General features: G+C 37.2%; 22 protein-coding genes. 15 read left to right on the forward strand and 7 right to left on the reverse strand.

Annotated elements, in window-relative coordinates; all coding sequences use genetic code 11:
- The first annotated feature begins 44 nt into the window (after positions 1-44).
- Positions 45-1,280, forward strand: coding sequence for an NAD(P)/FAD-dependent oxidoreductase (locus M900_RS03475; RefSeq protein WP_021273070.1), 1,236 nt, complete (start codon positions 45-47; stop codon positions 1,278-1,280).
- Between the two features lie 8 nt (positions 1,281-1,288).
- Here the strand turns inward: M900_RS03475 and M900_RS03480 are convergent, their stop codons facing one another.
- Positions 1,289-5,776: a tandem-95 repeat protein gene (locus M900_RS03480; RefSeq protein ID WP_084703431.1), complete on the reverse strand. Its 4,488-nt coding sequence runs from the start codon at positions 5,774-5,776 to the stop codon at positions 1,289-1,291.
- The gene (locus M900_RS03485) at positions 5,733-9,407 is read right to left on the reverse strand and encodes an Ig-like domain-containing protein (protein ID WP_034730923.1); all 3,675 of its coding nucleotides are present in this window, start codon (positions 9,405-9,407) and stop codon (positions 5,733-5,735) included. Before M900_RS03485 ends, M900_RS03480 begins: the two co-directional genes overlap by 44 nt.
- Positions 9,408-9,686: 279 nt before the next feature.
- On the opposite strand from M900_RS03485, the gene M900_RS03490 reads away from it, so the two are divergent.
- From M900_RS03490 to M900_RS03515, 6 genes are all read left to right on the forward strand, one after another.
- The gene (locus M900_RS03490; RefSeq protein WP_021273452.1) at positions 9,687-10,997 is read left to right on the forward strand and encodes a sensor histidine kinase; all 1,311 of its coding nucleotides are present in this window, start codon (positions 9,687-9,689) and stop codon (positions 10,995-10,997) included.
- 164 nt (positions 10,998-11,161) lie between these two features.
- On the forward strand, positions 11,162-11,632 hold the full coding sequence (gene nrfH / locus M900_RS03495; protein WP_021273582.1) for a cytochrome c nitrite reductase small subunit: 471 nt from the start codon (positions 11,162-11,164) through the stop codon (positions 11,630-11,632).
- Positions 11,629-12,963, forward strand: coding sequence for an ammonia-forming cytochrome c nitrite reductase subunit c552 (locus M900_RS03500; protein ID WP_021273395.1), 1,335 nt, complete (start codon positions 11,629-11,631; stop codon positions 12,961-12,963). Before nrfH ends, M900_RS03500 begins: the two co-directional genes overlap by 4 nt.
- Positions 12,964-13,096: 133 nt before the next feature.
- A complete protein-coding gene (locus tag M900_RS03505; RefSeq protein WP_034730926.1) occupies positions 13,097-15,532 on the forward strand; it encodes a sialidase family protein in 2,436 nt (811 codons plus the stop codon).
- Positions 15,533-16,012 carry a GNAT family N-acetyltransferase gene (locus M900_RS16910; RefSeq protein ID WP_021273243.1) on the forward strand — a complete coding sequence of 160 codons (480 nt, stop codon included), beginning with the start codon at positions 15,533-15,535 and terminating at the stop codon, positions 16,010-16,012.
- A gap of 90 nt (positions 16,013-16,102) precedes the next feature.
- On the forward strand, positions 16,103-16,558 hold the full coding sequence (locus tag M900_RS03515) for a hypothetical protein (RefSeq protein WP_021273071.1): 456 nt from the start codon (positions 16,103-16,105) through the stop codon (positions 16,556-16,558).
- Positions 16,559-16,597: 39 nt separating this feature from the next.
- On the opposite strand, the gene M900_RS03520 is transcribed toward M900_RS03515, so the two are convergent.
- The gene (locus tag M900_RS03520) at positions 16,598-16,951 is read right to left on the reverse strand and encodes a hypothetical protein (RefSeq protein ID WP_021273153.1); all 354 of its coding nucleotides are present in this window, start codon (positions 16,949-16,951) and stop codon (positions 16,598-16,600) included.
- A gap of 352 nt (positions 16,952-17,303) precedes the next feature.
- Here M900_RS03520 and M900_RS03525 point away from each other — a divergent pair, with 352 nt between their 5' ends.
- From M900_RS03525 to M900_RS03555, 7 genes are all read left to right on the forward strand, one after another.
- Positions 17,304-17,633: a hypothetical protein gene (locus M900_RS03525; protein ID WP_021273459.1), complete on the forward strand. Its 330-nt coding sequence runs from the start codon at positions 17,304-17,306 to the stop codon at positions 17,631-17,633.
- Positions 17,634-17,636: 3 nt separating this feature from the next.
- On the forward strand, positions 17,637-18,188 hold the full coding sequence (locus M900_RS03530; protein WP_021273584.1) for an Hsp20 family protein: 552 nt from the start codon (positions 17,637-17,639) through the stop codon (positions 18,186-18,188).
- A 14-nt stretch (positions 18,189-18,202) separates the two neighbouring features.
- Positions 18,203-18,622: a hypothetical protein gene (locus M900_RS03535; protein WP_021273464.1), complete on the forward strand. Its 420-nt coding sequence runs from the start codon at positions 18,203-18,205 to the stop codon at positions 18,620-18,622.
- A gap of 148 nt (positions 18,623-18,770) precedes the next feature.
- Positions 18,771-19,184, forward strand: a complete 414-nt coding sequence (locus M900_RS03540; RefSeq protein WP_021273405.1) for a hypothetical protein — start codon at positions 18,771-18,773, stop codon at positions 19,182-19,184.
- Complete coding sequence (locus M900_RS03545) at positions 19,168-19,575, forward strand: GFA family protein (protein ID WP_021273089.1); 408 nt, start codon at positions 19,168-19,170, stop codon at positions 19,573-19,575. The genes M900_RS03540 and M900_RS03545 overlap by 17 nt, the downstream gene beginning before the upstream one ends.
- An 83-nt stretch (positions 19,576-19,658) precedes the next feature.
- Complete coding sequence (locus M900_RS03550) at positions 19,659-20,732, forward strand: alpha/beta hydrolase (RefSeq protein WP_021273298.1); 1,074 nt, start codon at positions 19,659-19,661, stop codon at positions 20,730-20,732.
- Positions 20,733-20,864: 132 nt separating this feature from the next.
- Complete coding sequence (locus M900_RS03555; protein ID WP_021273066.1) at positions 20,865-21,539, forward strand: serine protease; 675 nt, start codon at positions 20,865-20,867, stop codon at positions 21,537-21,539.
- Here M900_RS03555 and M900_RS03560 read toward each other — a convergent pair.
- Positions 21,511-23,244, reverse strand: a complete 1,734-nt coding sequence (locus M900_RS03560) for a cystathionine beta-synthase (protein ID WP_034730930.1) — start codon at positions 23,242-23,244, stop codon at positions 21,511-21,513. The two genes, M900_RS03555 and M900_RS03560, sit on opposite strands and share 29 nt — an antisense overlap.
- 159 nt (positions 23,245-23,403) lie before the next feature.
- Between M900_RS03560 and M900_RS03565 the strand changes: the two genes are divergently transcribed.
- Entirely contained in the window at positions 23,404-23,943 is a 540-nt protein-coding gene (locus tag M900_RS03565; protein WP_021273230.1) for a hypothetical protein, read from the forward strand.
- Here the strand turns inward: M900_RS03565 and M900_RS16915 are convergent.
- The 3 genes from M900_RS16915 to M900_RS03580 form a co-directional block, all read right to left on the reverse strand.
- Positions 23,923-24,414 (reverse strand): TlpA disulfide reductase family protein, encoded by a 492-nt coding sequence (locus M900_RS16915; protein WP_021273434.1) that lies wholly within the window; start codon positions 24,412-24,414, stop codon positions 23,923-23,925. The genes M900_RS03565 and M900_RS16915 overlap by 21 nt on opposite strands.
- Before the next feature lie 3 nt (positions 24,415-24,417).
- Entirely contained in the window at positions 24,418-24,861 is a 444-nt protein-coding gene (locus tag M900_RS03575; protein WP_021273314.1) for a methylglyoxal synthase, read from the reverse strand.
- Between the two features lie 241 nt (positions 24,862-25,102).
- Entirely contained in the window at positions 25,103-26,245 is a 1,143-nt protein-coding gene (locus M900_RS03580) for a hypothetical protein (protein ID WP_021273505.1), read from the reverse strand.
- Between the last annotated feature and the right edge of the window lie 119 nt (positions 26,246-26,364).

Raw genomic sequence — 26,364 nt, forward strand, 5'->3', positions numbered from 1 at the left:
CTTATGCTTTTTATTGTAAAAACGACAGAACAAAGGTCTACGTCATGAAGAAACACTACCCAACAGTTATTATTGGAGCTGGGTTTGGTGGCTTAAATGCGGCCATTAAACTTGGAAAAAAGAAAAAAGAAGCTCTTATCATTGATCGAATGAATCATCATTTATTTCAACCACTCTTGTATCAAGTAGCAACGGCAGCACTATCCCCAGCAGATATTGCGGCACCAATTAGAGAAGTCCTAAAAAAGTACTCTTCGCTTTCAGTTATTATGGATGAGGTTAGTATAATTGATAAGAATGCAAATAGTCTTGAAACAAAAAGTGGTCTGGTTATCACTTTTGATAATCTCATTATTGCGACCGGTGCAAGACATTCATATTTTGGAAAAGATGAGTGGGAGTCGCTCGCACCAGGGCTTAAAAGCTTAGAGGACGCACTTCATATTCGTGAGAATATACTACGCAGTTATGAATTAAGTGAGATGGCAACAAATATAGAAGACGTAAAAGCTCTTACCACTTTTGTTGTTATCGGTGGTGGACCTACTGGAGTTGAGATGGCCGGAGCAATTGCAGAGATTGCTTCTAAAACGATGGTTAAAAACTTTAGTCATGTTAATACTCGCGATTCGAAGATTTATCTACTTGAAGGTGGTCCTCGTGTGCTTAATGCTTTTAAAGAAGAACTTTCAGCTAAGGCGAAGAGCGATCTTGAAAGACTTGGTGTTAATGTGAGAGTGAATACTTTGGTGACAAATATAACTCAAGATGGAGTTTATATTGGAAACGAATTTATCCCGTCAAAAAATATAATATGGGCAGCTGGCAATAAGGCGAGTCCACTTTTAAAAGTTTTAGATGTTAAGGTTGATCGTATGGGACGTGCAATCGTCGAATCAGATTGTAGTATCGAATCTCATCCTAATATATTTGTTATTGGTGACGCCTGCGCGTTTGCTTCTGGACAAACATATCTCCCTTCTCTCGCACCTGTAGCCGCACAACAAGGAAAGTATGTCGCAGGGTTGATTGTGAAGAACTTAAGTAAAGGAAAGAGAAATTCTTTTAAGTATCTCGATAAAGGAATTATGGCGACAATTGGAAAGAGTAAGGCGGTGTTACAAGTTGGCGCCTTGAAGCTGTCGGGGTTCTTTGCTTGGATAGCATGGTCACTTGTTCATGTCTTATTTTTAGTTCTTTTTAGAAGTAAAATTTCTATCCTCTTAAGTTGGGTTTATAACTACTTCACTGAACAGCGTGGGGCGCGAATCATAAAATAGAGCATCTTCTAATCGAGAAGATACTCTGCTACTCCATAGAGACCATTTTGGTGAAAACCAAAAACTACTGAGTTTCGTGAGTCACTATAAATAACTTTTGAGCTTGAACAAGTAATTGTACTTGAACTCCAAGTTAATTGAGTTTCTGTTGATGTGTTGTAAACATATTTATAGAGCTTACTTCCTGAACAGTAGAAAAACTCAAGGTTGCCATCTTTGTATCTATAATCAAAACCACCAATTCCTCTTGGAAGAGTTCTAAAAGCTGTTAGAGGACCACCATTGAGGGATGTATAAATTGTATCAGAACCAGAATTTGTAAAAAACTCTTTTTCTATCCCATCATTAGGGTCGACGATCTTTCTAAACTTTGTAAATGTTCCACTTGTGGATAAATCACGTAAGTTAGTCCCCGTGGTCATCTGTAAAGAGCAGGTTGCACTAGAGTTACCCATGACGTGAGATTGTCGATACGAATCGGTCGTGTCATAAGCTTTCAATGTACAACCGTAGTTACTGCCAGAGGCCCATGAGTGCTTACGGTAGTATAGCTTACCATCAATAAATCCAGCCGTTTCATTGTTATAACCTGAGATTAAGTTAATCGAAGAACCGATGACACCATCTGTTGTTGAAAGGTGATACTGGCTTGAGCCGCCACCGACGACATAAGTTTCAGTGTTGGTTCCTCCTTCAATTTTTCCAATTCTCGAACCTCTAGGGATATAGATATCTCCAGTTGATTTATCAGTTTCAAAACCATAAGGACCATGCCATGAAGCGCCTGCGCTCGCGATATTTGTAATATTCCCGTCTACTTCAAATTCTCTAACTTTATTAGTTAAGTTGTCCATCAGAACAAAAGTATTCGGAGCAGATGACTGTCTCAGCTGAATATCTGTTACGTTAGCGATACGAGCACTCGTTGCAAGGACTCCATCTCCATATCCCGAAAATTGACCAAATATCGTTACAACTTTTCCATCGCCATCAATAGTTCTCAGTAGCCCATTATCCATGAAATAGTAGTTTCCTGTTTTTGTGACAAACGCAGTTTCAATATCAACCTGACAAGAAGTTGCAAGAGTCCCATCAGCACATGGAGTTGTTGAGTAGCTTCCCGTTCCTATAACATAATCCATCGTATTTGTCGCCGGATCATATTTTCTTAGACCTTGTCTAAAACGTTGAATGAGATAAAGCTTACCGTCCATTCCTGTCATTGCGACAGAATAAATGAATGGTAAATCATATGGCGCCACAGCAGGGTAGTCAGAGTTTTCACCTCCGGCCGTGTAATCAATTCTTGCAGGAAGTGGGTAAGAGTCTCCTGTGAAAGACTTGTGAATGTTTTGCGCCATAAACTCAAATGCCGAACTTGAAGTGTTATATGAGAACATCAGGTCGTGTTTTGATCTCGATGTCCAATCATAAGTAGAGTCACTTGTCACACCCTGTCCAGTAACATTGATTAATTCGATTTTATTGTCGCTTGCACGATATCTTCGATGGTGTAATGAACCCGTTGGCGCAGTGAAAATAATATCTCCATTTGGAAGAGGTACTAGTGTACTTCTATAGGCATCAAAGCCTCCAAGTGAAATGTCTGATGAGTTAACTGTTGTTAGTGGATCAGTTTGAGCTCCACCTCCAATAATTGTTTCAATAATTCCTGTGCTGATATTGACACGTCTTACAAGATTAGAGTCCCAAATTAAAAGCCTATTTTGGTGATCAAGAGCAATTGCACTAGGATGTTTTAGCGTTGCACTTGTAACGTTGCCACCATCGCCAGAGCTTGTTCCTGTTTTTTGAATATAGACTTCCAGGTTTCCGTTTGATGGATTAACCCAAAGTAAGCCCCTCGAAGGATCGATGTAGAAAAACTTACCGTCATCACTGACGACTAGTTTATTCTTATATCCGTAGGCGTTAGATACTGCAGAACCGAATCGATAAAATACAGCAGTACGAGCTGAACCATTAAGTCCGTGTTCTGTATTCCCAGCAAGAATTCTAAGTTTTGATTCATTTAGCACTGGGGTGTTGTAGAAAACTGTTGTTCCTTCATTATCAGCAGCAATAACTCTAACCTTGAAATAACCACTTGTTGGAGCAGCAACCATCTTGCAGCCTGTGTATGAACCGTTTAATGTACAGCCTCCATTAGAAGCATTTAGTAAATTCTGACCACCTGGTAAGTCGACAAAGTTAACGTCGTCAGTACTATATTTTAAACTTATTGGAGTCGCACTTAATCCTTCAACGTCGGATGCGATCCACGACACATATAAATTTGCCCCCGAAGCAACGATAAACTCACTTTCTACTGGTGGATTTGAAGGTACATCTACGTTTACCGCAAGAGCATCAGAAACGGTTGGAGGATTATCTGGTATAAAGTTAATTGCAAAGTGATCAGTGTTTATAGTCCCTGTGTTGTCTGATACGTTCCCGGCCTCATCCATTACCCAAGCATAGATGTCGTAGTTACCACCAGCAAATCCTAATAGTATATAGTAGTTAGAAAAAGAAATGCTTTGAGCTGGAGAAATTCCTGGTGATGAAGCATCGACTCTAATCCAACATTTGTCAGCATCTGCAGGCAACGTATTATCACCAATTTTTAAACAAAATTTTATAATCTTTGAAACGCTATCAGATGCACTAAGAGAAGATGTCACGTTTCCTGAGTTTGTCGTTGTTACTCCACTGTTTAGGCTTAGAGATGTTAACGTCGGCTTCGAAATATCTGTGGTGAGGTTAGCTGTTGAAACGGTTTGGTTACCAGCTAAGTCAGTAAAAGTAATTTTAAATTGTAGAACTTGTCCATTTGTATTTGGGGTTGTTACTTGCTCAAGATATGGCCTTTGAATTAATGGACCATTTGAAGCCGCAATAGTTGTTGTCGCCCAAGAAGTTCCATTGTGATATTCAAAAGTAATACTCTGTGAGCTTGAAGCATTTTTCTCTGTCAGTTTAAATTTAACATCTGCGACACTTCCACCCTTGATGAAAGACTCCATGTCAAACTCAATAGTAGGGTTTGTCACATCGTAATAAACGATTAAGTCATTAGACGTTGCTGAAACATTTCCATGGGAATCTTTTGACCAGGCCTTTAGAGTGTGTGTGCCTTCTGTAGAGTTTTCTAAAGTATGAGTGATTGCCCCTGCTGTTGTCGAACAAGCCTGCCAATTAGCATCGCCCGCTAATGGTTGAGATCCCTCATTAATAAGTACTTCACTAATGTCTGAACACGCTGATACTGTTATTGCTTGTCCTGTTACATTTCGATATTGTGTGTGCGCTAGCGAAACTGTTGGTGGGGCAGATGGTGTTTTGTCTGTCACGTTAATCGTTATTGTCGCCGTACTTGCAGCATCGGCAGTGCCATCATTTGCGATATAAGTGAATGAATCACTTCCGTGATAATTAGTATTTGCCTGATACGTACAAGTTAAATCAGAGCCATAGCTTCCTGTAACAATACAGTTCGATAAAGTCCCATTTGATGGTGTTGTAACTAATTTGTAGCTTAGCGAGTCACCATCAATGTCGAATGCATTTGTAATGGTGAAGTTAAGAGGTGCATTGTCGTCAGCTGAAAAAGTTTGGTTGCTCGCCATCACTGGGATGTCGTTGATTGGATTTATAGTGATGTTCACCGTCGCTATATTTGAATCTGCTGTTCCATCATTAACCTTGTATGTGAATGATGTCGATCCATTAAAATTTGCTGTTGGGGTATAGGTACAGGCCGTAGAGTTTCCTCCTGTACAAGAGAGAGTACCGGAAGATGGATCTGTCACTTTAATATATGAAAGAGTATCTCCTTCAATATCTGAACCTGTCGCAAGATTGAAGTTTAATACTGTGTCTTCATTTGTAGCAAAGGATTGAGGAGATGTCAGTGTTGGTGCATCGTTAACAGAATTTACAGTGATATTAACAGTCGCTGTGTTTGAGTCAAGCGCCCCATCATTAACTTTATAAGTGAACGAAACAGATCCATTGTAGTTTGCCGCTGGAGTGTATGTACAAGCAGTTGAAGTTCCGCCTGCACATGTAAGAGTTCCGGATGCTGGGTCTGTGAGTTTTGTGTATGTTAAAGTACTGCCCTCAATGTCGCTACCCGCTCCTAGACTAAAGTTTAAGACTGTATCTTCATTTGTAGCATAAGACTGTGGCGTAACTAGTGTTGGAGCATCATTAATAGGATTTACTGTAATATTTACGGTTGCAACATTTGAGTCAAGAGAGCCATCATTAACTTTATATGTGAATGAGACCGATCCGTTATAATTTGCCGCCGGTGTGTATGTACAAGCCGTTGATGTTCCGCCAGTACATGTAAGTGTTCCAGAGGCCGGATTTGTAAGTTTAGTGTAGGTAAGAGTGTTGCCTTCGATATCTGATCCCGTAGCGAGATTGAAATTTAGTACCGTGTCTTCATTTGTCGCAAAAGACTGTGGCGTCGTCAAGTGTTGGTGCATCGTTAACAGAGTTTACTGTGATATTAACAGTAGCCGTGTTGGAATCAAGTGAGCCATCATTAACTTTATACGTAAACGAAACTGAGCCATTGTAATTTGTCGCTGGAGTGTATGTACATGCCGTTGATGTTCCGCCTGTACATGTAAGAGTCCCAGAGGCCGGATTCGTAAGTTTTGTGTAGGTAAGGGCATTGCCTTCGATATCTGATCCCGTAGCGAGATTGAAATTTAGTACCGTGTCTTCATTTGTCGCAAATGATTGTGGTGTCGTAAGTGTTGGAGCATCATTAACAGGAGCAATATTAATTGTTACAGTTGAATATGTTGCTGAGTCCACAATGCCATCATTCACTCTATAGGTAAATGAATCTGTGCCAAAGAAGTTAGCATTTGGTGTGTAATCGCACGTTACATCTGTTGAATATGAGCCTGTTGTTATACAGTTAGTTAAAGCCCCATTCGTTGGTGCAGATACAATTTTATAACTAAGTGTCTGTGAAGGTATATCGATATCACTACCACCATTTAGGGTGAATGATACTAGCGTGTCTTCGTTTGTCGATACCGATTGATCTGCGAGCATTGTTGGAGCATCATTTGTATTGCTGATGTTTAGAGTAACCGTTGCCTCGCTTGAATCCAAGGCCCCATCATTAACCTTATATTTGAATGTGTAAGTATTAATATCGTTACTTGCAGGAGAGTAAGTACACGCATTTGATGTTCCGCCTGTACACGACAGTGTTCCAGCAGCAGGGTTCTGAGTAATGATATAAGTTAGAGTGTCCCCATCAATGTCAGAACCAAGATTGAGACTAAAATTTTGTGCTGTATCTTCTATAACTCCTACAGTTTGAGTTGATGAAAGTGTTGGTGCATCATTTACTGCAGCAATATTAATAGTGACAACAGTAGTAGTTGCAGAATCAGAAAAGCCATCATTTGTTTTATAAGTGAAGCTGTCCGTACCGTTGAAGTTTAAGTCTGGCGTGTAGAGACAAGAGAGGTCATTGTCTGATGACATACAATTGGTAAGAGTTCCATTTGATGGTGCCGTAACAATTGAATAGGTCACAGGATCTGAGTCGATATCAGTTCCAGCCGTCGCAGTAAAATTTAGTGGCGTATCTTCATTCGTTGAAATTGCGTAGTCACTAGGAGAAATAGGACTATTATTAGTAGAAGTAAAAGATAGATTGATACTTGCTGAATCCAGTCCACATGTCCAAGTAAGTGTCGATGATTTTGCGCCTTTCGTTACTGGTTTAGGACGAACAGAAACTTGACAGTTGCTTCCTGCTGCAAGTGTGCTTGAAGCGCATCCATCTGTAGTAATTTCAAATTCACTAGAATTCGTCCCACTCAGACTCGGTGGAGAACAATCTTTTGTTGCCGTATTTCCTGTGTTTAAAATCGTTAGCGCCGTGGCACTTGGAGTTGAACTATTTAGTACGCCTCCAAAGTCAAGGGATGAAGGAGAAAACCCTAAGATCGGTCTTTGTATGTCAATTTGTGATGTTTCTTGAATCGTGTTGTTTCCAATTGAGTCAGTCAGGCTAACTCTAAATTTACCATTAGTTGTCGCGATATTTGGTAAAGTATATGTTGTACTAAAACTTTGATTATTAAGCACTCCATCTGCCGATGAGACAGCTGGCAATGAGACCCAAGTCGACCCGTTGTAGTATTCAATTGAATGCTGATTACTAGAAGTCTGATTACTCTCGGACACTGTCCAGCTAAGAGTAAATAATGTGTCAGCTCGTGCTGACGATGGTACACCTACAAAATTAATGACTGGTCCCGCAGTGTCATAGTTAATTGTGAAACTTTTCTTTGCACTGATATTCCCATTGATATCTTTTGCCCATATGTTGATGTCAATATCACCATTACTATTAGTGAGTGTATAAGGAATTGTTTGTATGTTCGCTGTTGTACAAGAGTAAGTAAAATCACTATTACTTGGAATATCATTGTTCTCAGTTATTGCAAAAGAAGAAAATGATTCACAGTTTGTATAATAGCTTCCTTGATCTGTTCCTGTTGATAGATCAATATTGATATTGGCCGTAGGCGTAGGGTTTGTTGAAGAAGCATTTAGGCTGATATTTGGTGCTGTCGTAGCTATGTCGTCAGATATTGTTATGTTGTAGGTCAGTTCATGATATGGGAAGTTACGGTCTACATCGCTGCCTGCACCGCTGACGGCCTTACCAATATAAAGTTTGATAGTCTCTGCTCTCTTCGAATTAGCCGAAGGTGAATAGTTCCATGTTGCGAGGTTTGATTTCTTTACATTGTCTGCATGCCATTCAAATGCTGTTGTATAACTAGAACTCCAGTGTTGAGTATTTACAATGAATGAACTCGCCACTTTCTCTTGTAGAACTGAAGGTATTATCAGGTTTGTAATGTCAGGTGCTGAATCTGCTAGAATTGAATACGGCTCTCCTTCGAAAGCGTCAGAAAATTTATTTTGAATTGCTGAATCATTCTCTACTTCAGAGTAAGACACCTCAAAATCATCAGTAGGATTTATTCTATTGTCTACTTCTGTGATTATTGCTTCAACTTTTGTCCCTTCAATATTTTCAATATCAACAGTCGCAGAAGTTTTGATAATTTTAGATACTAGAGTCGATGTTGGAGTCAAGTTTTGGTCAGTGTAATAACTCGTGATGATCCTCTCATAATTTACATCACAACCGGAAGTCTTTAATAGGTATTTAGTAGGTTTGCTCAAATCTAAGTCAAAGACAGCTGGATTAAATTCAAACCGCGTTGTCGAAGAGAGGGATTCTATCGTAATCGGATTGTCTGCAAGAGGCGTCATTGTCTTAATGTCAAAAATTGTTATTTTTGGACTCGTGCATGTTGATGCAGAGTAAGCTTCATTGATGAAAAATGATTTTGTTCTCGATGCAATTATTCCATTTAATGGTGGAACACTTCCTTTAATCATTGGAGTCGAAGCGACTTCAATCGGATCTGTTCGTGACGAACTCCCTGATGATGAACCTTCTGAAGAAGAAGATGTTGATTCATCAGAGCTTGAGTTAGCGCTAGAATTTTGACTACTGCTAGGACTTGATAAATCTGACGCAATAGAGCCTGCTCCTGTCAATGCTGAAGCCTCACTCTGTGTTGCTGAATCTCCAGTATTTACAGAATTGCTAGATTCTTGAATATTTGAAAGAGTTCCATCGGCCTGATCGTAATAAGCACTAGGTGATCTTTGGAGTGAATTATTTGAAGAGAACGAGTTATTTGTATTACTAGAAGCTGTAGAAAATGGATTACTACGTACCTCTCCATAATAATTGTCGTTATCTTCTTCAGTTCTTTTTGCCGAGTAATTTCTCTTAGTATCTGAATCTGGCTGGGTATTATTAAAGTTTCTATTAGAAACACTTTGAGAAATAGAGCTTGGTTCTCTCTTTGTTGCTCGAGAATCGGAGGTGCTGTTAGAAACGACTTTTTTTGAGGCAGCTTTACCTTTGTTAAAACTATAAGTTGAACTTGGAGTTATATTAACGGGCTCAATAGAATTATCTAAGTTATACTTAACAGCTATCGAAACCGCCACGATTGTTAAACCGAATAAGGAATATTTAAAATAAGAAACCATTAATAAAACCCTTGTCGCTAACGTTCTGTATCGGATTTTTATACTCATATATTAGTGTATTTTCATGGACTTTTAGGTGTGATTCTTGAGAAAACTTTAAGTCGTTGAATATCTTGATTTGTTGAAAAATATTTAAACTACCTGAATTTAAAAGTGCCAATTATTTTGGTCTTTTTAGATGATTTCTCATTAAAATAGAGAAAAAGTTGTTCTGACCATTTTTCTGGAACTCATGTGATAAATGGATTAAGCTATATTTATTTATTAGTAAGGAATAGTATGAACTTTGAGAAGCCCGAAGAAGCAATCTACTTAATACAGAAAATTTTTAATATTGATCAGAAGTTTTCAGGAAAAGAGTATGTTAAAGCTCTTGTGCAAAATATATCAGAAGGCCTAGGGATTGAGTACCTTCTTGTTGGCATGCCCAAGTCAGATTCACCACAGGTTATAAAAACTGATATAACTTGGGCCGGTGGTAAATTGGTAGATAATATTGAATATAACTTAAGTGGGACTCCGTGTTCGAATGTGATCACGGGAAGAAGAGTTTGTATTCATTCAGAGAAAGTTGCTGCCGATTTTCCTGATGATGTACTTCTTCAAGAGATGGGGGTTGAGGCTTACGTTGGAAGTCCAATCATTCTTCCAGATGGTGAATTGTTAGGTCTCTTCGTGTTGTTGGATACAAAAAAATTTGAAAATTCAGCCTTTCTCGAAGCTGCTATTGAAATCTTCGCAAGTCGTATTGGTGTCGAAATTGCTCGAGAGCGAGCTGATCAGAGAATTCTCGACTTGAATGATGAGGTCAAAAGCCAAGTTAGTGAGAAAGAGTTGATTATCAAAAAAACTCACCAGTCACTTCTTGAACAAGAAAAACTTGCTTCTTTAGGAAAGCTTGTAGCCGGGGTTGCGCATGAAATGAGAAATCCTCTTAATCTCGTTCTTAATTCTTCTATTATCGCAACAGATATGGTGAAGGAGTTAGAGAAAAAACTTGATCATGAAGATGACATCGTTTCTGAACTTAGAGAATGTTTAGATATAATTCATCTTCATAGCAATCGGATGTACAATACTCTTAAGATTATGCTTGATCATGAGGTGGAGCCAGAAAGTATAGGGACTGAACGCGATCTTATTCAAATTGTTGATGAGTCTATAAGATATGCATATCATGCTTCAAAAATTAAAGAAGCTGGAGTTGTCGTTGATTTGCAAAAAAAGTTTTCTTCTGAGTCTTTGAAATTGGAGTTAACGGCAGATATTCAATCGGTTTTTTTAAATATTATTGAAAATGCACTATTCTCCATATACACAAAATATATGAATCAAAAGTACTCAGCGAAACTTTCTATCGACGTATTAAAATCTGAGAATGGAGTAAGAGTAATTATTGAAGATAATGGAATGGGTATACCTGAAGGTATTTTATCTTCGATTTTTGATCCATTTTTTACAACCAAGAAAGGGGCTAATGGGACAGGTCTAGGCCTTTCTTTAACTAAGAAAATAATTGATAAAAATAATGGAAGGATCTCTGTTGAATCAGTAGAAGGTGAGGGGGCTAAATTCACAATAGAGCTTTAGTATGACCTCTTTGCTCTGAGTCTTTGAGTATGGTGATATAAATCATGTTATTTGGGCCTCGATCTTTACTCTAATTCTTAAACTTATAAACTATTCTATCTTTCTTATTTTTGATATGTTAGAAGCTTCAAAAATTGAGAATATTGTTTGGGAATAGGGATTCTTTGAAGCTATATAAAATTTTAATTTCAACTCTGACTTTGAGTGGAATCGCAACATTTATTTGGTTTGTCATATTTACTGCGCCCGTAAGTTTTGTAGTTTCAACAATGATTTATTCTAAGGGATACTCTTATTTGTCAGATGATCCGAAAGCTTGTGTGAACTGTCATGTTATGCAAGATCATTTTTATGCGTATGAGAAATCATCACATCATGCTGTCGCAAATTGCAATAGCTGTCATACCCCGGAGGGATTTCTTCCGAAATATCTTTCAAAAGCAGTGAATGGCTGGAATCATGGGGTCGCATTTACGACTGGGGATTATCCATGGCCATTAAAAGTAACACAATTCAATAGGAATATTACAAATAAGGCATGCTTGAAATGCCATAGCGATCTTGTACATAATATAAATATCAAGTCAGAGACAAACTGTATCCAATGTCACTCTGAAGTGGGGCACATGAAATGAAAAATTTTACTAAGAGAAGAGTACTACTAGCTTTAATATCAATTTTTGTAACAACAAGTTGTATTCTCTTAGTACTGAATATTCTTGAAAGAAAAACTGAGGGAAAATTTCAAACCGTGCACTTGAAAGATATAGGTGAGCTAGAAGATGATCCGGCCGTTTGGGGAGTTAATTTTCCTTACCAATATGAAGATTACTTGAAAAATGTAGATCAAGTTAGAACACGTTATGGTGGTAGTGAAGCAGTTAAGAGGGTTTCTGATAGTTCTGATCCTAGGGAGATTGTAAGCGAAGATAAACTAAAAATTGACGAGCGCTTTGTCACGATGTGGTCAGGTTACGCATTCTCTAAAGATTTTAGAGAGGAGAGGGGCCATGCGTTTATGCTGATTGATCAGCTATACACGAAAAGACAAAATGTTGGTCAACCAGGAACTTGTATTAATTGTCACGCTTCTACATATTCTGCAATGATGAAGCTCGGTGATGGTGATATTAATAAAGGCTTTCATGCTCTTAATAAATTACCATATTTTGAAGCTGCTAAAAACGTAAAGCATCCTGTTAGTTGTATTGACTGTCATAATCCAAAAGATATGAGTTTGAGAGTTACACGTCCTGCTTTTGTTGAGGGAATAAGGGAATTCAAAAAAAGTGTTGGCGTCCATGAGTACGATGTGAACAAGATGGCCTCGAGACAGGAAATGAAAACTTTTGTGTGTGCTCAATGTCACGTTGAATATTACTTTAAGGGCAAAGATAAGACACTAACTTACCCATGGGGTAAGGGGCTTAAGGGAGATGAGATTCTTAGCTATTATAATGAAATCGATTTTAAAGATTGGACCCATAATCTTACTAAATCTGCAGTGCTCAAGGCACAGCACCCAGAGTTTGAAACATACTCTCAGGGGATTCATGCGCGAAGTGGAGTGAGTTGTGTTGATTGTCATATGCCTTACAAAAAAGTAGGAGCGATGAAAATTACTGATCACCATATCAATAGTCCAATGCTTAAAGTGAATCAATCTTGTCGTACTTGTCACAATATCTCTGAGGACAAACTACTTGAGCGTGTGGCCGTTATTCAAGATAATAATCATGAGATGAAAGATACCGTTTTTAATGCTCTTGTATCTTTCATTAAAAAAATTGAGGCAAATTCAAATCATCCAAAAATTGAAGAACTTCGAAAAGCGCAAAGGGATGCGCAATTTCTTTTCGATTTTGTTGAGGCCGAAAACTCAAATGGTTTCCATGCCCCTCAAGAGTCGGCGAGAATATTGCTAAAGTCACTTGATATAATTAGAAAAGGGGAAGAGCTTCTGTGAATTCACAGTTAGCTTTTTACTTCCTTAAAGTTTTCTAAGTTTATGATATTATTCATTTTTTATGGTTTTGATTGAGATGTTCTAAAAAACTTGTCACTGTTCAGTTTCTGCAGGTTTCTCCGATAAGTGATATATGTTTACTAGGATTAATCTCTTTAGAATAGTTTTAAAAGGACTCACTTTTCTTAGTTTGAGCTCATGCCTCAATCCTCTCGTTGATGTTCAGATTGATAAAGACGGTAGTGCTATCTCATTTGGTGGATCAGGTAGCTCTCTTTCCTTTGCGACTTCATCTATTTCTGTAATGGCCGGCGACGATATTATTATCACGTCGTCTAATGGAACAATTCCATACTCTGCTACGACAATAAATTATGGATCATTTAATGCTGGAACATCGACATATTCTGCACCTTCAAGTCAAGGACCTGTCAATCATGTTATTAGCCTCGATGATTTTCTTGGGGTGAGTGGAGATCTAACTGTTAACATTTTAGGTTTTGGTGAAGAGGCTCTTGTTGATTTTGAAATGGGAGCCTCGTGGCAAAATTACCCAATGAGTTTAGTTCAAACGACTGATGGTTCAATCTATCTCTCTGCTATTTTTGGAGATGGAGGTCTTGGTTGGGAAGGAGCTGCTATCTATAAAAGTATAGATAATGGCGCAAGCTGGTCACGCTCCGATACATATTTTATGTACATTGAAGGTGAGTCTCATTCGCTTCAACTGGCAGCTAAAGATAACGATGTTTATTCATGTGGATACACCTTTGGGAGCGTAACTTGGAATACAGAATGGTATATAAGAAAAACTTCGAATGGGGGAAACTCCTGGAGTACAATTGATCATTACATGCCAATTAGTGGAGATATTTCTTGTTCTGCAATTGCAGTCGCACCAAGTGGTGATATCGTCGCCGCAGGAAATGATGAAAATGATGATGTCTATATTAGGACAAGTAATGATGATGGTGTAACTTGGACAACTATCGAACAGCTATCAGGTATTGGTGAGCTTTATGATATGAAGATTTCTCCAAGTGGGGATATTTGGTTATTAGTAAGCGATAAAATCTATGTCGGCTCATTCTCTGGAAGCTGGAGTTGGAGTGGCCCACATCAAATTTCTGCTCTTACATTTAGTTGGGTTGCATATCAAAAAAGAGGAAAGATAGAATTGGTTTCTGATTCTGAAGCTTACTATGTAGGTCGAGTTGGAGGGAAGTGGCAAATCTTTAAAACCACTGATGGGGGAGTGTCTTGGACAGGTGTTTACGACTACGGAGCGACCTCGGAGGGGGTCGATGTCATTGTTCTCTCTACAGGGGAGATAATATCATCTGGAAATAATGCCACTAGTACTCACAATCATATGGTGGAGAAGAGTATTGACAATGGACTAAGCTGGACTCAGACCTTAAATGTTGGGGGGACTACTTCGGCAAAGTATGAGGGTAATTATTCTTTTGAACTTCAAAATGGTGATGTTCTAACAATTAGTTCAGATTATAATACCGACGGGATGAAGATTTATAAATCCTTTGATAAGGGAGATTCCTGGAATCTCACCTCTCATATCTATTATTCATCTTACACATACTCAAGCCTCGATGATTATGCAGAGGATGCAAGTGGAAATATGTATGCAGTTTCCTACATTGCACCTCAGGGAGATGCTGATCCAACTTCTCCTTTTGCCATTTCTAAATCTGCTGACAATGGTAACACTTGGACGACCATTGGTTATGAAAGAACTCCTGGTGCACATCTTTGGTGTTCAGAGCTTGAAATAACAAACCTAGGTCATTTGTTTGCGATTAAAAAGAAAGACGTTAAAGAAATACGATACTCTATTGATAATGGAGTTTCTTGGAGCAATATTGCTGCTTCAAATAGTGTAAACGAGCTTCATCACTTGAGAGCAGTTAGCAGTGGAGAGCTTTATTATCTCGAAAACGAGGTTTTGAAGAAAGTCTCAGCAGACGGGTTAACAGTTACGGATGTTTATACCTTCGCTATTGCCAGTGGGCAATCATCACTTGAAGCTAAACTGAGACTGGAAGTTATGAGTGATGACACACTCGTTGTTAACGTAAGGTATCGTGATGGGGGAATCACAGAAACGATGTCAATTTTTACCTCAACTGATGGTGGGGGAACTTGGAATGAAAAATTAAAAATTGCTTCATCTACTTTTGCAGCTCCATATCTGTTTACAAATGGAACTAGTGATATTTACTATATCTTAAGCGGAAAGATTTACGAGAGTAAAGATCGGGGCAATAGTTGGAATGAGATCTACGATGGCTCATTAGGTAGTGCAAGACACATAGTATTTTCTTCAGATAATCAGCTCTTCTTCTCTGCTGGAGATAATGTAATTACTTATTCAAACGTTAAAGCAAGTTGGTTTGTCGTTTGGAGTTCTGCTGTCGCTATCACACCTGATTATGGCAGTGAAATAGCAAATCTCATCAATTGTAAGTTAAGCTCTAAAAGAGTTTGTGTTGTTGCTGTAAACTATAATAAGGGACTGGATAGTGCGAATTATATTTGGCCGTTAAATTAAATGAGTAAGATACTATTAACAACTGATCGAACTGTAGTAAGAAGAATCGAAACAAGTGATCTCGGTATTCTTACAAAAATGATGACTGATTCTGAGACAATGAAGCACACTGGATTTCGTGTTCCTCAAACAATCGAAACTATCAATGAAAAAGTAAAAGTATGGACGACTGATAACAGAGTGTGGGGAGTCCAAGAAAAAACTACTGCCGATTTTATTGGTTGGTTTATGCTTAAAGATACAGGACTTGGCTTTCCTGAACTTGGGTTTATGATTACTAAAGAGAAGTGGGGAATGGGCCATGCTTCTGAAGTCGCTCGAGCCATTTTAGATTACGCTTTTGATGAACTTAAAATTGAAAAAGTCGTCGCGAGAGCCGATCGAACAAATATTGCATCTATTAAGGTGTTAGAGAAGATTGGGATGCACCTTGAACCTCTAAAGTCCAATGAAAAGAGCGTATTCTTTTCCAAGTCTTAATACTTGTAATCATTACATACCTTTTAAATTATCTAGTAATAATGTTAACAATATTTTATCTCTAACTTGTTTAATAAGCCGGAGATTTATGTGAAAACTATTTTTGTTGGATTAATTTTATCGTTGTTATCAATAACTAGTTCTGCTGCTACTAAAGAGCAGGTTTTTAATTGGTTTGAATCTCTTCAGGATCAATCATATACATTGAAGGGGTCTGAAGGCTGTGGTGAGATTTCAATTTCAAAAGTAATGTATGACTTCGGAGCTGGGCCAAACACTCCAATGATCGTTATTAAGTCTGAAGAGTTAGGTGAGGAAATTCACCTGGCCGGAAGTAAATTCCACGATAAGAATAGAAGCATAAGTGCTGATAAGTATACTTTTAAAATGAAAGGTGGTTGCGAAGGTGACTTCTTCAATGGCATGTGCGAAACAAAATTTGAGATTACTAAAAGTGATGATACAGTTCTTTCTTTGAAGCTCATCAAGAAGAAAAGTAAATTTCTTTTGCCTGTTTCAAAAACAGTGATGAACTGTTCTTTGTAAAAATTAAAAATGGGAGAATACTACTTCTCCCAACTTCGATTAGGCATAGGCATGTTTTATGCTTTCATGATTTTTCTGATTATTGAATCTTCGCTTCTTCCAATCCATTAGCTGTTCTTCGATATCTGCTTCCATATGCAAATAGCAGTGATAGGGATTGTGTGCTATTTTTCTAGAATAAAAAGTTTCTGTTAATGATTTAACCATAATTTCGCCAATGTATCTAGATTTTCGTTTTACAAAGTTTAAGGCAATAGAACAATGAGCAGGACATTTTTCTTTGAGGATGTCCATGCGTTTTCTAATCTGTTGATATTGAGTTTGACTAAGTTCAATACCAAAATAATTAACATTCGGTTCATGTGAGATTTGTAAGTCTCTTTCAAATAACATACTGCCTCCTTGTTAATGTTGAAGGTCAAAGTGTTTCTAAATCTTTAATGAATTAGTCAGATATATAAGATCCTGAAATTAGAACTCTTTGACCGTGACATATAAAAAATAATATCAAAAATATGAACGTCAATATTTCAAGGAAATTTTTTTTTAGTTTCTAACCTTGACACTATTCCTTGCGATACCAGATTAAAATAAATAGATCGACGGAGGGTCTTAAGTTATTACGTTTGAAGATAAATACTTAATTTTTCTAATTTAAAAGCCAAACACTTTTAGGTAGCAAAGAGAGAACTAGGTAGATATTTTTGAAGTGTTTCTCTTTGCAATATGTGACAAGGAGATGCATATGATAAGTCCATTAAGTGAATTAAATGTCCTAGGAAATGTACGTTTTTTCAATCTCAGAATAAATGAGGATGATGAGCAAGAGATTTACTCGATTCTCTCTCCTGTTAACTCATTATTTCGCGCTCATAAAAATAACTCGATTTATATTTTTAAAGATGGTGAGAACGTTCATGCCGAGGCCCTTATTAACATCAATGGAATTTTAAGAAAATCCCAAGCAATGGGGCAATCCGCAGTCGATGTTTTGAAAAAACTTGTTCCTCGTATTTTGAAGAACACTTCAATGATGGCTCGAGTATATGAAAGAAATTATGAACTAGTGGGGTAGATGATGGATAAGACAAAAAATAATATCTTACTTATTGCTGCTGCATTTATTTTTGGAGGACTTCTTACTTACTTCATTACTGACTACATCAGATTGAAACAAGGCGATCTGAATAGAGACAGGGTAAGATCAACTAGAAATCTTGAATTAAATGATCCTTTCTCACAAATGGATAGGCTTCACCAACAAATGCAAAATAGAATGAATAGCTTTTTTAGTTCGTCCCTGTCCGATATAGGGTCATTTGAGAGTATGGTGAGTGATGACATTAAAGTCGAAGAATTTGAAGATGATAAATTTAAGTATGTGAATATCATCACTGATGGAATTGATAAGGACTCCCTAAAAATGGATATTGCTAATGGAATGATATCTATATCCGGACAAATATCGAAAACAAATAATAGTCAGTCACCAAATTCTACTGCAATCTCTAGCTTTACATCAAGTTTTGCTCGTAGCTTCACAATTCCAGATGGTGTAGCTGAAGACAAGGTTGTTGTTGATACAGACGATGATAAAATTATAATCAAGTTTCCTAAGGTTAATAGTTAGAAGGAGGTTGAAGTATGAATGAGAAAGTTAGTCGTCAAACCACAACTCAAGTAAGAGATTTGCTCTTTTTTTTAACAGCACCTGTAATATATCTTCAAGTTCTACCGGCACTTCTTATTGATGTATTTGTGACAATATATCAAAAGATATGCTTTCCCATTTATGGAATTCCGCTTGTCGAGAGGAAAGATTATGTTAAGTTTGATCGACATTTGATCAAATTTTTAAATCCTATTCAGAAATTAAATTGTCTGTATTGCCGTTACTTTAATGGGGTAATTGCTTATGTGAAGGAAGTTGCCGCACGTACCGAGGTTTTTTGGTGTCCTCTTCGCAATCTGAAGAGAGTTGGAGAACATGAGTATTATAAGAATTTTGCACATAGGGATGATCATAATGAGTTTAGAAAACGCTATAATCGCTGGAGCTCTTAGGGTGTAAAGTATCAGCTTTAAAATGGATTTTACTGAGAAAAAGTGTAAACTTTTTTGACAGTATTCATAAAAATTACATTCTGTTCATTGTTACTCATCTGATCGGTTACTATATTACCAATTATTTAAAACTGATTACGGAGTCGATATGAAGAGATTATTATTAGGTTTTCTAATCTTAAGTGGCGTTCTAGCCTCAATTTCAGATGCAAATGCAAATGGAAGTTTTGAAGAGTATGACATTGCATGTATCAAAAAAATGAAATGTTCTGAGTATAATGATGGAAAATCTAATTTACTAAGAGCCATCGTCGCAGATCATCAGGTTTCAGCGACAATCCCTGATCGTGTATTTATAAAAATCGCTTTTCGCAATAGCGCTGGTCAAGATATCGTTCTTACAGGAAAGAATGACTTCTATGGAATAAATATAAATTCAAGATTTTTGAGAGCAACTCCAGCTCAGCATAATAAATCGAGAATGAATCAGTATGAAGTAGCAGTTAAAGAATGTAATAATATGATTGAAAATCTCGAATTTATGTATGACAAGTGTGAATAAGGGATCATGCCTTTGCGGTGTAGTTAAATTTGAAGTAGTTGGAGAGTTAGAATCTTTCTTCCTTTGTCATTGTAAGTATTGTCAGAAGGATACTGGGTCTGCCCATGCTGCCAATATCTTTACTTCTAAGGCTACTCTGACTTGGTTAAATGGAGAAGATAAAGTTAAGACTTTTAATCTCCCAAATACAAGGCATGTAAAAAACTTTTGTTCGAATTGTTCTTCTGCTCTTCCTGTAAAGGTTTCTGATTCTAATATGATTGTCATACCAGCTGGTTCACTTGATACTAATGTTAGTATCGTTCCTAGTGCTCATATTTTTACAGCAAGCAGAGCAGGATGGGATAAAGATCTTGAACAGGTTTGTGAATTTGAATCTTTTCCTAAATAATACTATGTAGAAAGTTCACACTATCTTTTCTATCAGCACGTCTATTTATAAGTTTCACATAGATCTTTTCAAAGGATAATGTGATGCTTAGATATCTTCTTTTACTCCTACTTGTTCAAAGTTCTTTCGCGGTACCGTTCCCAAAAATTCAGGGGCAGTATGAAGTAGGTCTAAAGCATTATACATTCAAAGATTTTTCACGGCGTGAAGATTTTAAGCACCAAGCAAGAAACTCGTTTGAGTGTAATGTTTCAGGGAGTTATCGCTCTATTGCCGTTGATGTTTATTATCCTGCTTCTCAAACGATAGGTTTTGCAAAGTCATCTTATTTACCTCAGGCCGTAGCAAAGTTATTTGGTCTTCCCGATGATGTTACTAGAATGGAAAAGCAAAGCTTTTTAAATGCCACACCTTTAAATGAAAAATTTCCTTTGATTTTCTTTTCTCCAGGTCTTGGAATTTCGAGTTTATTCTACACAGCACTACTTGAAGAGGTTGCGAGTCATGGTTATATTGTTGCAGCATTTTCTCATCCATTCATGTCTGGAAATGTTTATCTTTCAGATTCTCAATGTGCAATTCCAATGATTGATCTTCCAACAGAGAGAGAAGAGCTTGTTGTGCTACTTGATAAGTTAATTTCAAAGAACCTCGGCGATTTTGAGTTTGTAAGAAAGAAGCTTGCTTCACTGTTTAATTATTCAAAACTCTTTGTGATGGGACATTCTGGTGGTGGAATGAGTGCAACAATGTATTGTGATAAACCTTTTACAAAATGCGACGGAGTCGTGAACTTAGATGGTGGTGACTTCACGGGAATTGGCGTCGAGGTCCCTGGAGCATGGCCTAAGAAAAAATCAACTTCCTATCTTAAAATACATTCTGCAAGTTTTCCTGACATTGATAAAATTCCTGGCTCTGAATTTGGTAATAAGCAATACTTGGTTGATGTTGATAAAATCGATCATCAAACTTTTAGTGACAAGGCTTTTTTCCCAGGTCTTATTCCAGGAGATTATCTCGCTCCAGATGATTCTCACTTTATTATTGTCTCAAATGTACTTAGTTTCCTTAAAGCTCAAAACACTGGAAATCCTGTTAGATGGCCACATTTTGGGGACTATCGCGATGAGCTTTTTCATCTGAAGAAGCCGTAGTCTTGGCACAGACATTGCTTTAATTTACTCATATCGTGAATAACAACACTTAAATTTGTTGGAAAAAGTACTGTCCTAACGGCTGCACATTGTCTCTTCAGACAAGAAAAGGGTAATGAAGTAATAAAAAATATGTATTTCTATCCCGGCGATAAAAATGCAACTCAGCACTATCAAGATAATTGTCGTTTATGGCAAGTTTCTGAGAGAGTTGTTCAGTATGATTGTGACATATTCAAGGGGCAAAGAGGATCTGCACTAATTAGATATAGTGAGGAATTTAAACTTTACTATATTCTTGGTGTCATTACTTCTGAGCATATTTATAAGAACTTGGGAAGTCGACTAACTCCTGAAGGACAAAAAATAATTAGGGCCATAAGTGATGAGACATATAATGCCTCAAATTTTAATGAGCAGTTTGTAACGCTTGATCATTCGCTCTCTAAAGAAATAAATATCATCGTAAAAAATGACTGCTCAAAGCCTTTACTCTTGGCCACCTACTATAAAAATTTAGATCAAGGTTGGCTAATAGATGGTTTCTACACTCTTGAAGGTGGTGAAACAAAGGTCTTTCATAAAACGGAAAATGGGATTTTCTATTTTGCTGGCACTTACAATCGTGGACAAACATATGCGAATAGATATGATTTAACTCGTAATCTCGATAATGGAAATGGGAAAACGTTAAATTTGAAAAGAGTAATACAAAAGTTTGGGGTGATTATATCAAAACTTTTAAATGTAACTAGAAGAGGTTCTTCTAGTTACTTTCTTAATACGCTCTTGCTACAAATTTTTTGAATACTTCTTTATGTTTTGGTAGATCAAAGTCAGCGGCAACCGAAACTCGAACAATATAGTCTTTATCGCTCTCTTTTGTCGTTCCTTGGGTTGATGTAGCTGGTACTGTCCAGTAACACCCTTTTAGTTGTCCGTAGCTCACACAGTGCTTACTTTCAGTAGGAATTGCCTCTATCATCATACGAATAAGTTTATGATTAAGCTCGCGCTTATGTTCTTCGTTGTTAGCTGGAAGATCTAATGAAAAAACCGAAGGCGTGAAAGTTGCATTTGCAAGCTCATGTGATACAAAATTAATTTTCGCCTTTGGTAGCAATTCGTGAATATAGTCAACAAAAGCACGAGTGTTTGTATAGGCCTTTGCAATTCTTTCATTCATTCCAGGCATTTCTCTTGTTAGTATTTGTAGTTGTAAATTTGTCGCAGTATTATCACATAGGGTAAGGTGATCGATGATATAATCCATATAATCACTAGCGCTATCACTTGCTAGCGCATAACCTGCAGTACACAATCCACCACTTGGAAATTTAGAACCACTGACATAAGAGATAACTTTCACGTCATGAAGATATCCATTGTCTCCGAAGAACTTCACGTTTGGACAGAAAGTCTGATCGAGATTAAAGACCGCCTCAATAGCAGTTTTTCCATCTTTTGTTTGTCTTGGCTTTTTAAGTGTTTCACGAAGTTTAATAAGATCAGGGATCTCAACGCGTGGGTTTGTCGGGATCTCTCCAATAATAAATGGTACAGCATCAGCGTGAGCTACATCTGTGAGGATGCGCTCAAGCTCTAGAACCATGTCTTTACCACTATCAACTGGAAGATCGATAATTTCAACATTGTTAATTACCGCAGCAACACGTCTTGCTTGATCATTTGTACCACCATAGCAATTTGGTGGAACAATAAATTTAATATCTTTACCAGCATGCTTCTTATTTGCGTAATGAACTTGGCCCATCATAATTGCATATTGTGCTGAAAGACCACAGTTACTAAAAGCGACTTTCGTCTTTGAACTTGTAATTTCTTGGATAGTTCTTGTGAGATCATTTGCATTCACAGTTTCAATTGCACGAGCACTCTTTTCTAATATCGCTTTGATCACAGTTAGACAATTTTGTGGTGTCATTGCGATCGACTCGCGACGTCTCACGTGTTGTATTTCTTTTATATACTCGGCACTATTATCATTAACACAGATAACACTTCCAAGTCCTGGATAGAGAGCGACGTTAATATCGCCCTTTTCTGTACCATCAATTACAATTGATGTGCCTTCGAAATTCTTATCAAGAGTTTCATTTTGTATAAAGTCATACTGATATACACTTTTAAACAATTCGGACAGTGGGGAAGCAGAGACAATTTGCGTTTGCTTACCATTTAACTTATTCGCTCTCAGGACAGCAAGTACTGGCATAATCTGTGACGAAAATGCAATGACACTTTCTGGATTAAGTCCTGATTCCTTCGCAATAACCCATTCAAGTACGCAAGATAGAGGATGACCTAGGCGAATATAGTCGTATGCTGTCGGAAGCTCATCGAGTTCAACTCCACTTTCTAATTTATTAAGAAACTCAACCTTGGCCAGTGACTCATTATAGATATCAAGCCTGTGAGTCGTTAAGCGCAACCAATCGGAAGGCATATTGTCGATGATTTTTGCGAGTGTTTGTTTAATGTTATTATCCATATAGAGGTCCATTATTTAGTAAATATTTCCCGTCATTTTACGCTAGAATTGGTAAAAAGTCCCAACCTAAGTGTGCCATTTCACTCAAGTGGTTTAAGAAAGGAGCTTTTTCACCGATAAGTAGTTGAATTATGCAGTGACTATTTTGGAAACTTTAATATGAAGCTTTGTAAATTCTTGTTCATTTCTATAATCGGCCTTGCTACTTTAGCCGAGAATATCGATTTAAATTCTCTTACAATACGAACTTCAGTGGATCAAAGTAAGACATATAAAATAAAGAAAATAACTATCTCTAGACCCGGTGCTAATGAATCAAAAGAAATTACCATTGAAACATATGGGAGTGAAAAGTGTGTTATTCCTATCGATCAAATTATTAAGACACCAAGACCAAGTTATCAGGGTTGTACTCACTGCTTAAAAGATGATGTTGAGGTTGAAGATTATTATGTGCAACTTTTCCTAAATAGTATAAATCCAAGTATCTCATGTGATGTTAAAGATGGCGTGACAACAGGATTTAATTTCGCGGGGGGAACGACAATTAACGGTAAATCGAGTTTTTCAATGGTTGGTCTTATCTTTAACATGGCCGTGTATACAGATGGAGAGTTCGAATCAAAACCGTATGAAAAGGATTCTGTTGATAAATTTCTCGATGATGCTGCAGATATCTTACTTCGAATGGCCTTTTAAGAAATTTTCTGCACTATAGATTCCTGTTAAACTAATTCCTGTGCTTGCTGATTTAATTTTTCCATTGTCGAGAAAAAGTACTGTTGGGGTGGCCTTGACTTCAACTTCAAAAGCGGTGTCAGGATCATTGATAAATGTGAAAGGAAAATTCTCTTTCTTAAGAAAAATTCTAGTCGTGTTCTCAGCTTCAAATGGATTTATTGCAAAAATTTGATCTTTAGAAATCTTGCCTGCCTTAACTGAATTTTTTAATCTCATCATCTCAAGCTTGCATGGGCCACAGGTTGTCGTCCAAAAAATTGCAATTGCCCGCGACTTAGGAGGGAAGCTCATCTTTTCCCTTGTCTCTATTACTTCAACAGTTTTATTTTGAATCACTTTGTCGGCTAACTTGAAGTTATTTGCGATGATAGGTGCTTTTGAAAACATAAAAAATAAAATGAGGAGAATAAAAACAATATTGCTTTTCAAGAACTAACCCTTAAAGTTTTTTCGAGTACTGAGATAGTGATCAAGTAGCTTCGATGATCTTTGATAATCAGACTCCATCAAAGTTGAATTAATGAAAAAATCAGCGCTCGTTTGATTACATGCCATTGGAATATTGTAGAGTGTTGCAATTCGAAGTAGTGCTTTAATATCTGGATCATGGGCCATCGATTCTAATGGGTCCCAGAAAAATATTAGCATGTCGATTTTACCTTCAACAACTGCTGTCCCGATCTGAAAGTCGCCACCAATAGGTCCACTTAAAAAACGTTGGACTTTAACTCCAAGCTTTTCCTCAAGCAGTCTTCCTGTTGTGCCTGTTGCACAGAGATTATGCTTAGCTAGCTTATCTTTATGGTCGATACACCATTGGATGAGGTCTGCTTTGCGATGGTCGTGGGCCACGAGGGCGATAGTTTTCTTTTTCATAAATTAATTTTAAACCTAAGATATAATGAAGTATAGGTTTTTTTAGGGGGATATTTTAATGAGTTGGAAAGTAGATCTCAATGGAAAATCAAAGCTTCTTTATTTCCTTCATTGATCACTCCTAGATTCTGTCGATTATCGTAGTACCTATTTTAAATAGTATATGAGGCTTCGGGAAGATTATGTGGCAAGGTTTGAAGAGAGGGAATAAAAAAAAGCCAGGTGTTGCCTGGCTTTATATTTACTTAATGATAAATTGATCAAAGGAATCACTCAAAACAGGAAAACACTTTTTTGAAATCATAATTAATTCATTTAAATTTCTAGCGACTTCTTCACTAATACTTTTCATCTCGCTGTGATCCGCATCACCAATCCATTGCATTTGATAATCGATTTTGTTTGTAAGTTTCATTAACTGATTTCTAAAATCTTCAAGATGCTCATTAAAACTTACTGCATATGATCCTGGGTAATTTTTCACTGGTAGTAAAAGTAATGTTGTTCTAAGCATTGCACTTCCTGTCGAAATTTTTGCAATTATCTCATCGTTATACTTCCACGTATCTCTTTCAAAGTTTAGATCAATTGAACTCTTCGCGTAGTAAAGGTTACTAATCGCATTTAGTATAATTGAGCTCATCTGAAATTCAAGTTGAGATGAAGTCATCATTGGTCTTGCATACACTTCATATGAGAAAGCATGGTATAAAGCTTCTGCTCTCTCGGCATCTTCCTCATTCATTCCTGCTAAGTGTGCTGTCTCATGAATTATCACACCCATAATATGATTTTTAAGATCGTATGGAGCTATAACGGTTAGCGCTTCAAATGAAATACAAATTCTACCTGTAATATCAAAACTAGTAACTCTTGCAACTCTTGTGGAGTGATTGTCATCTGCCCCTAGTGAAAGGCAAGGACTCTCATCGTGAAAGAGAAATCTATCATCAGCATAAAGTTTGTCTTTATTAATCGCTAGATCAACGTAATCTTTTATTACATTTGCGAGTCTAAGACTTTCTTCCATTAATTCCATCCACTCGCCTGAGTCGATATCTGTTTGATCGAGCAGAATATTGATTTCCTTAATTCTTTTGCTCGCATCTTCAGACTCTTGTGAGTAAGGCTTTAAGGCCTGAATAAAAAATTTTGAATCTTCATGGCGATTGTTTTCTTGTAATGCTATGTTGATAACTTCAAACGGGTGATTAGTACCTTTTTTTGTTCTTATGTCATTAAGAACGCTATCAAATGCAGCTCGTACTTCTTTCACTGTCGAAGTAGGTTGATCTGTTCCACCAACGTGACCAGCACCTTCGCCTGCCCAAATGTTCACATTTAATAAAATACTCGAAACTGCTAATAGTAATGTCTTTTTCATATCTCTCTCCTAACACAAAGTTATTTTGTTGCTAGAGAAAGTAGCCTTCAGTGAAAATTTTATCAATACTATATTAATTAATTATTAGGCATGTTATTAACTTTATAGTTAATAAAGGT

The organism is Bacteriovorax sp. Seq25_V (assembly GCF_000447795.1).
In the GTDB taxonomy this organism is placed as follows: Bacteria; Bdellovibrionota; Bacteriovoracia; order Bacteriovoracales; family Bacteriovoracaceae; genus Halobacteriovorax_A.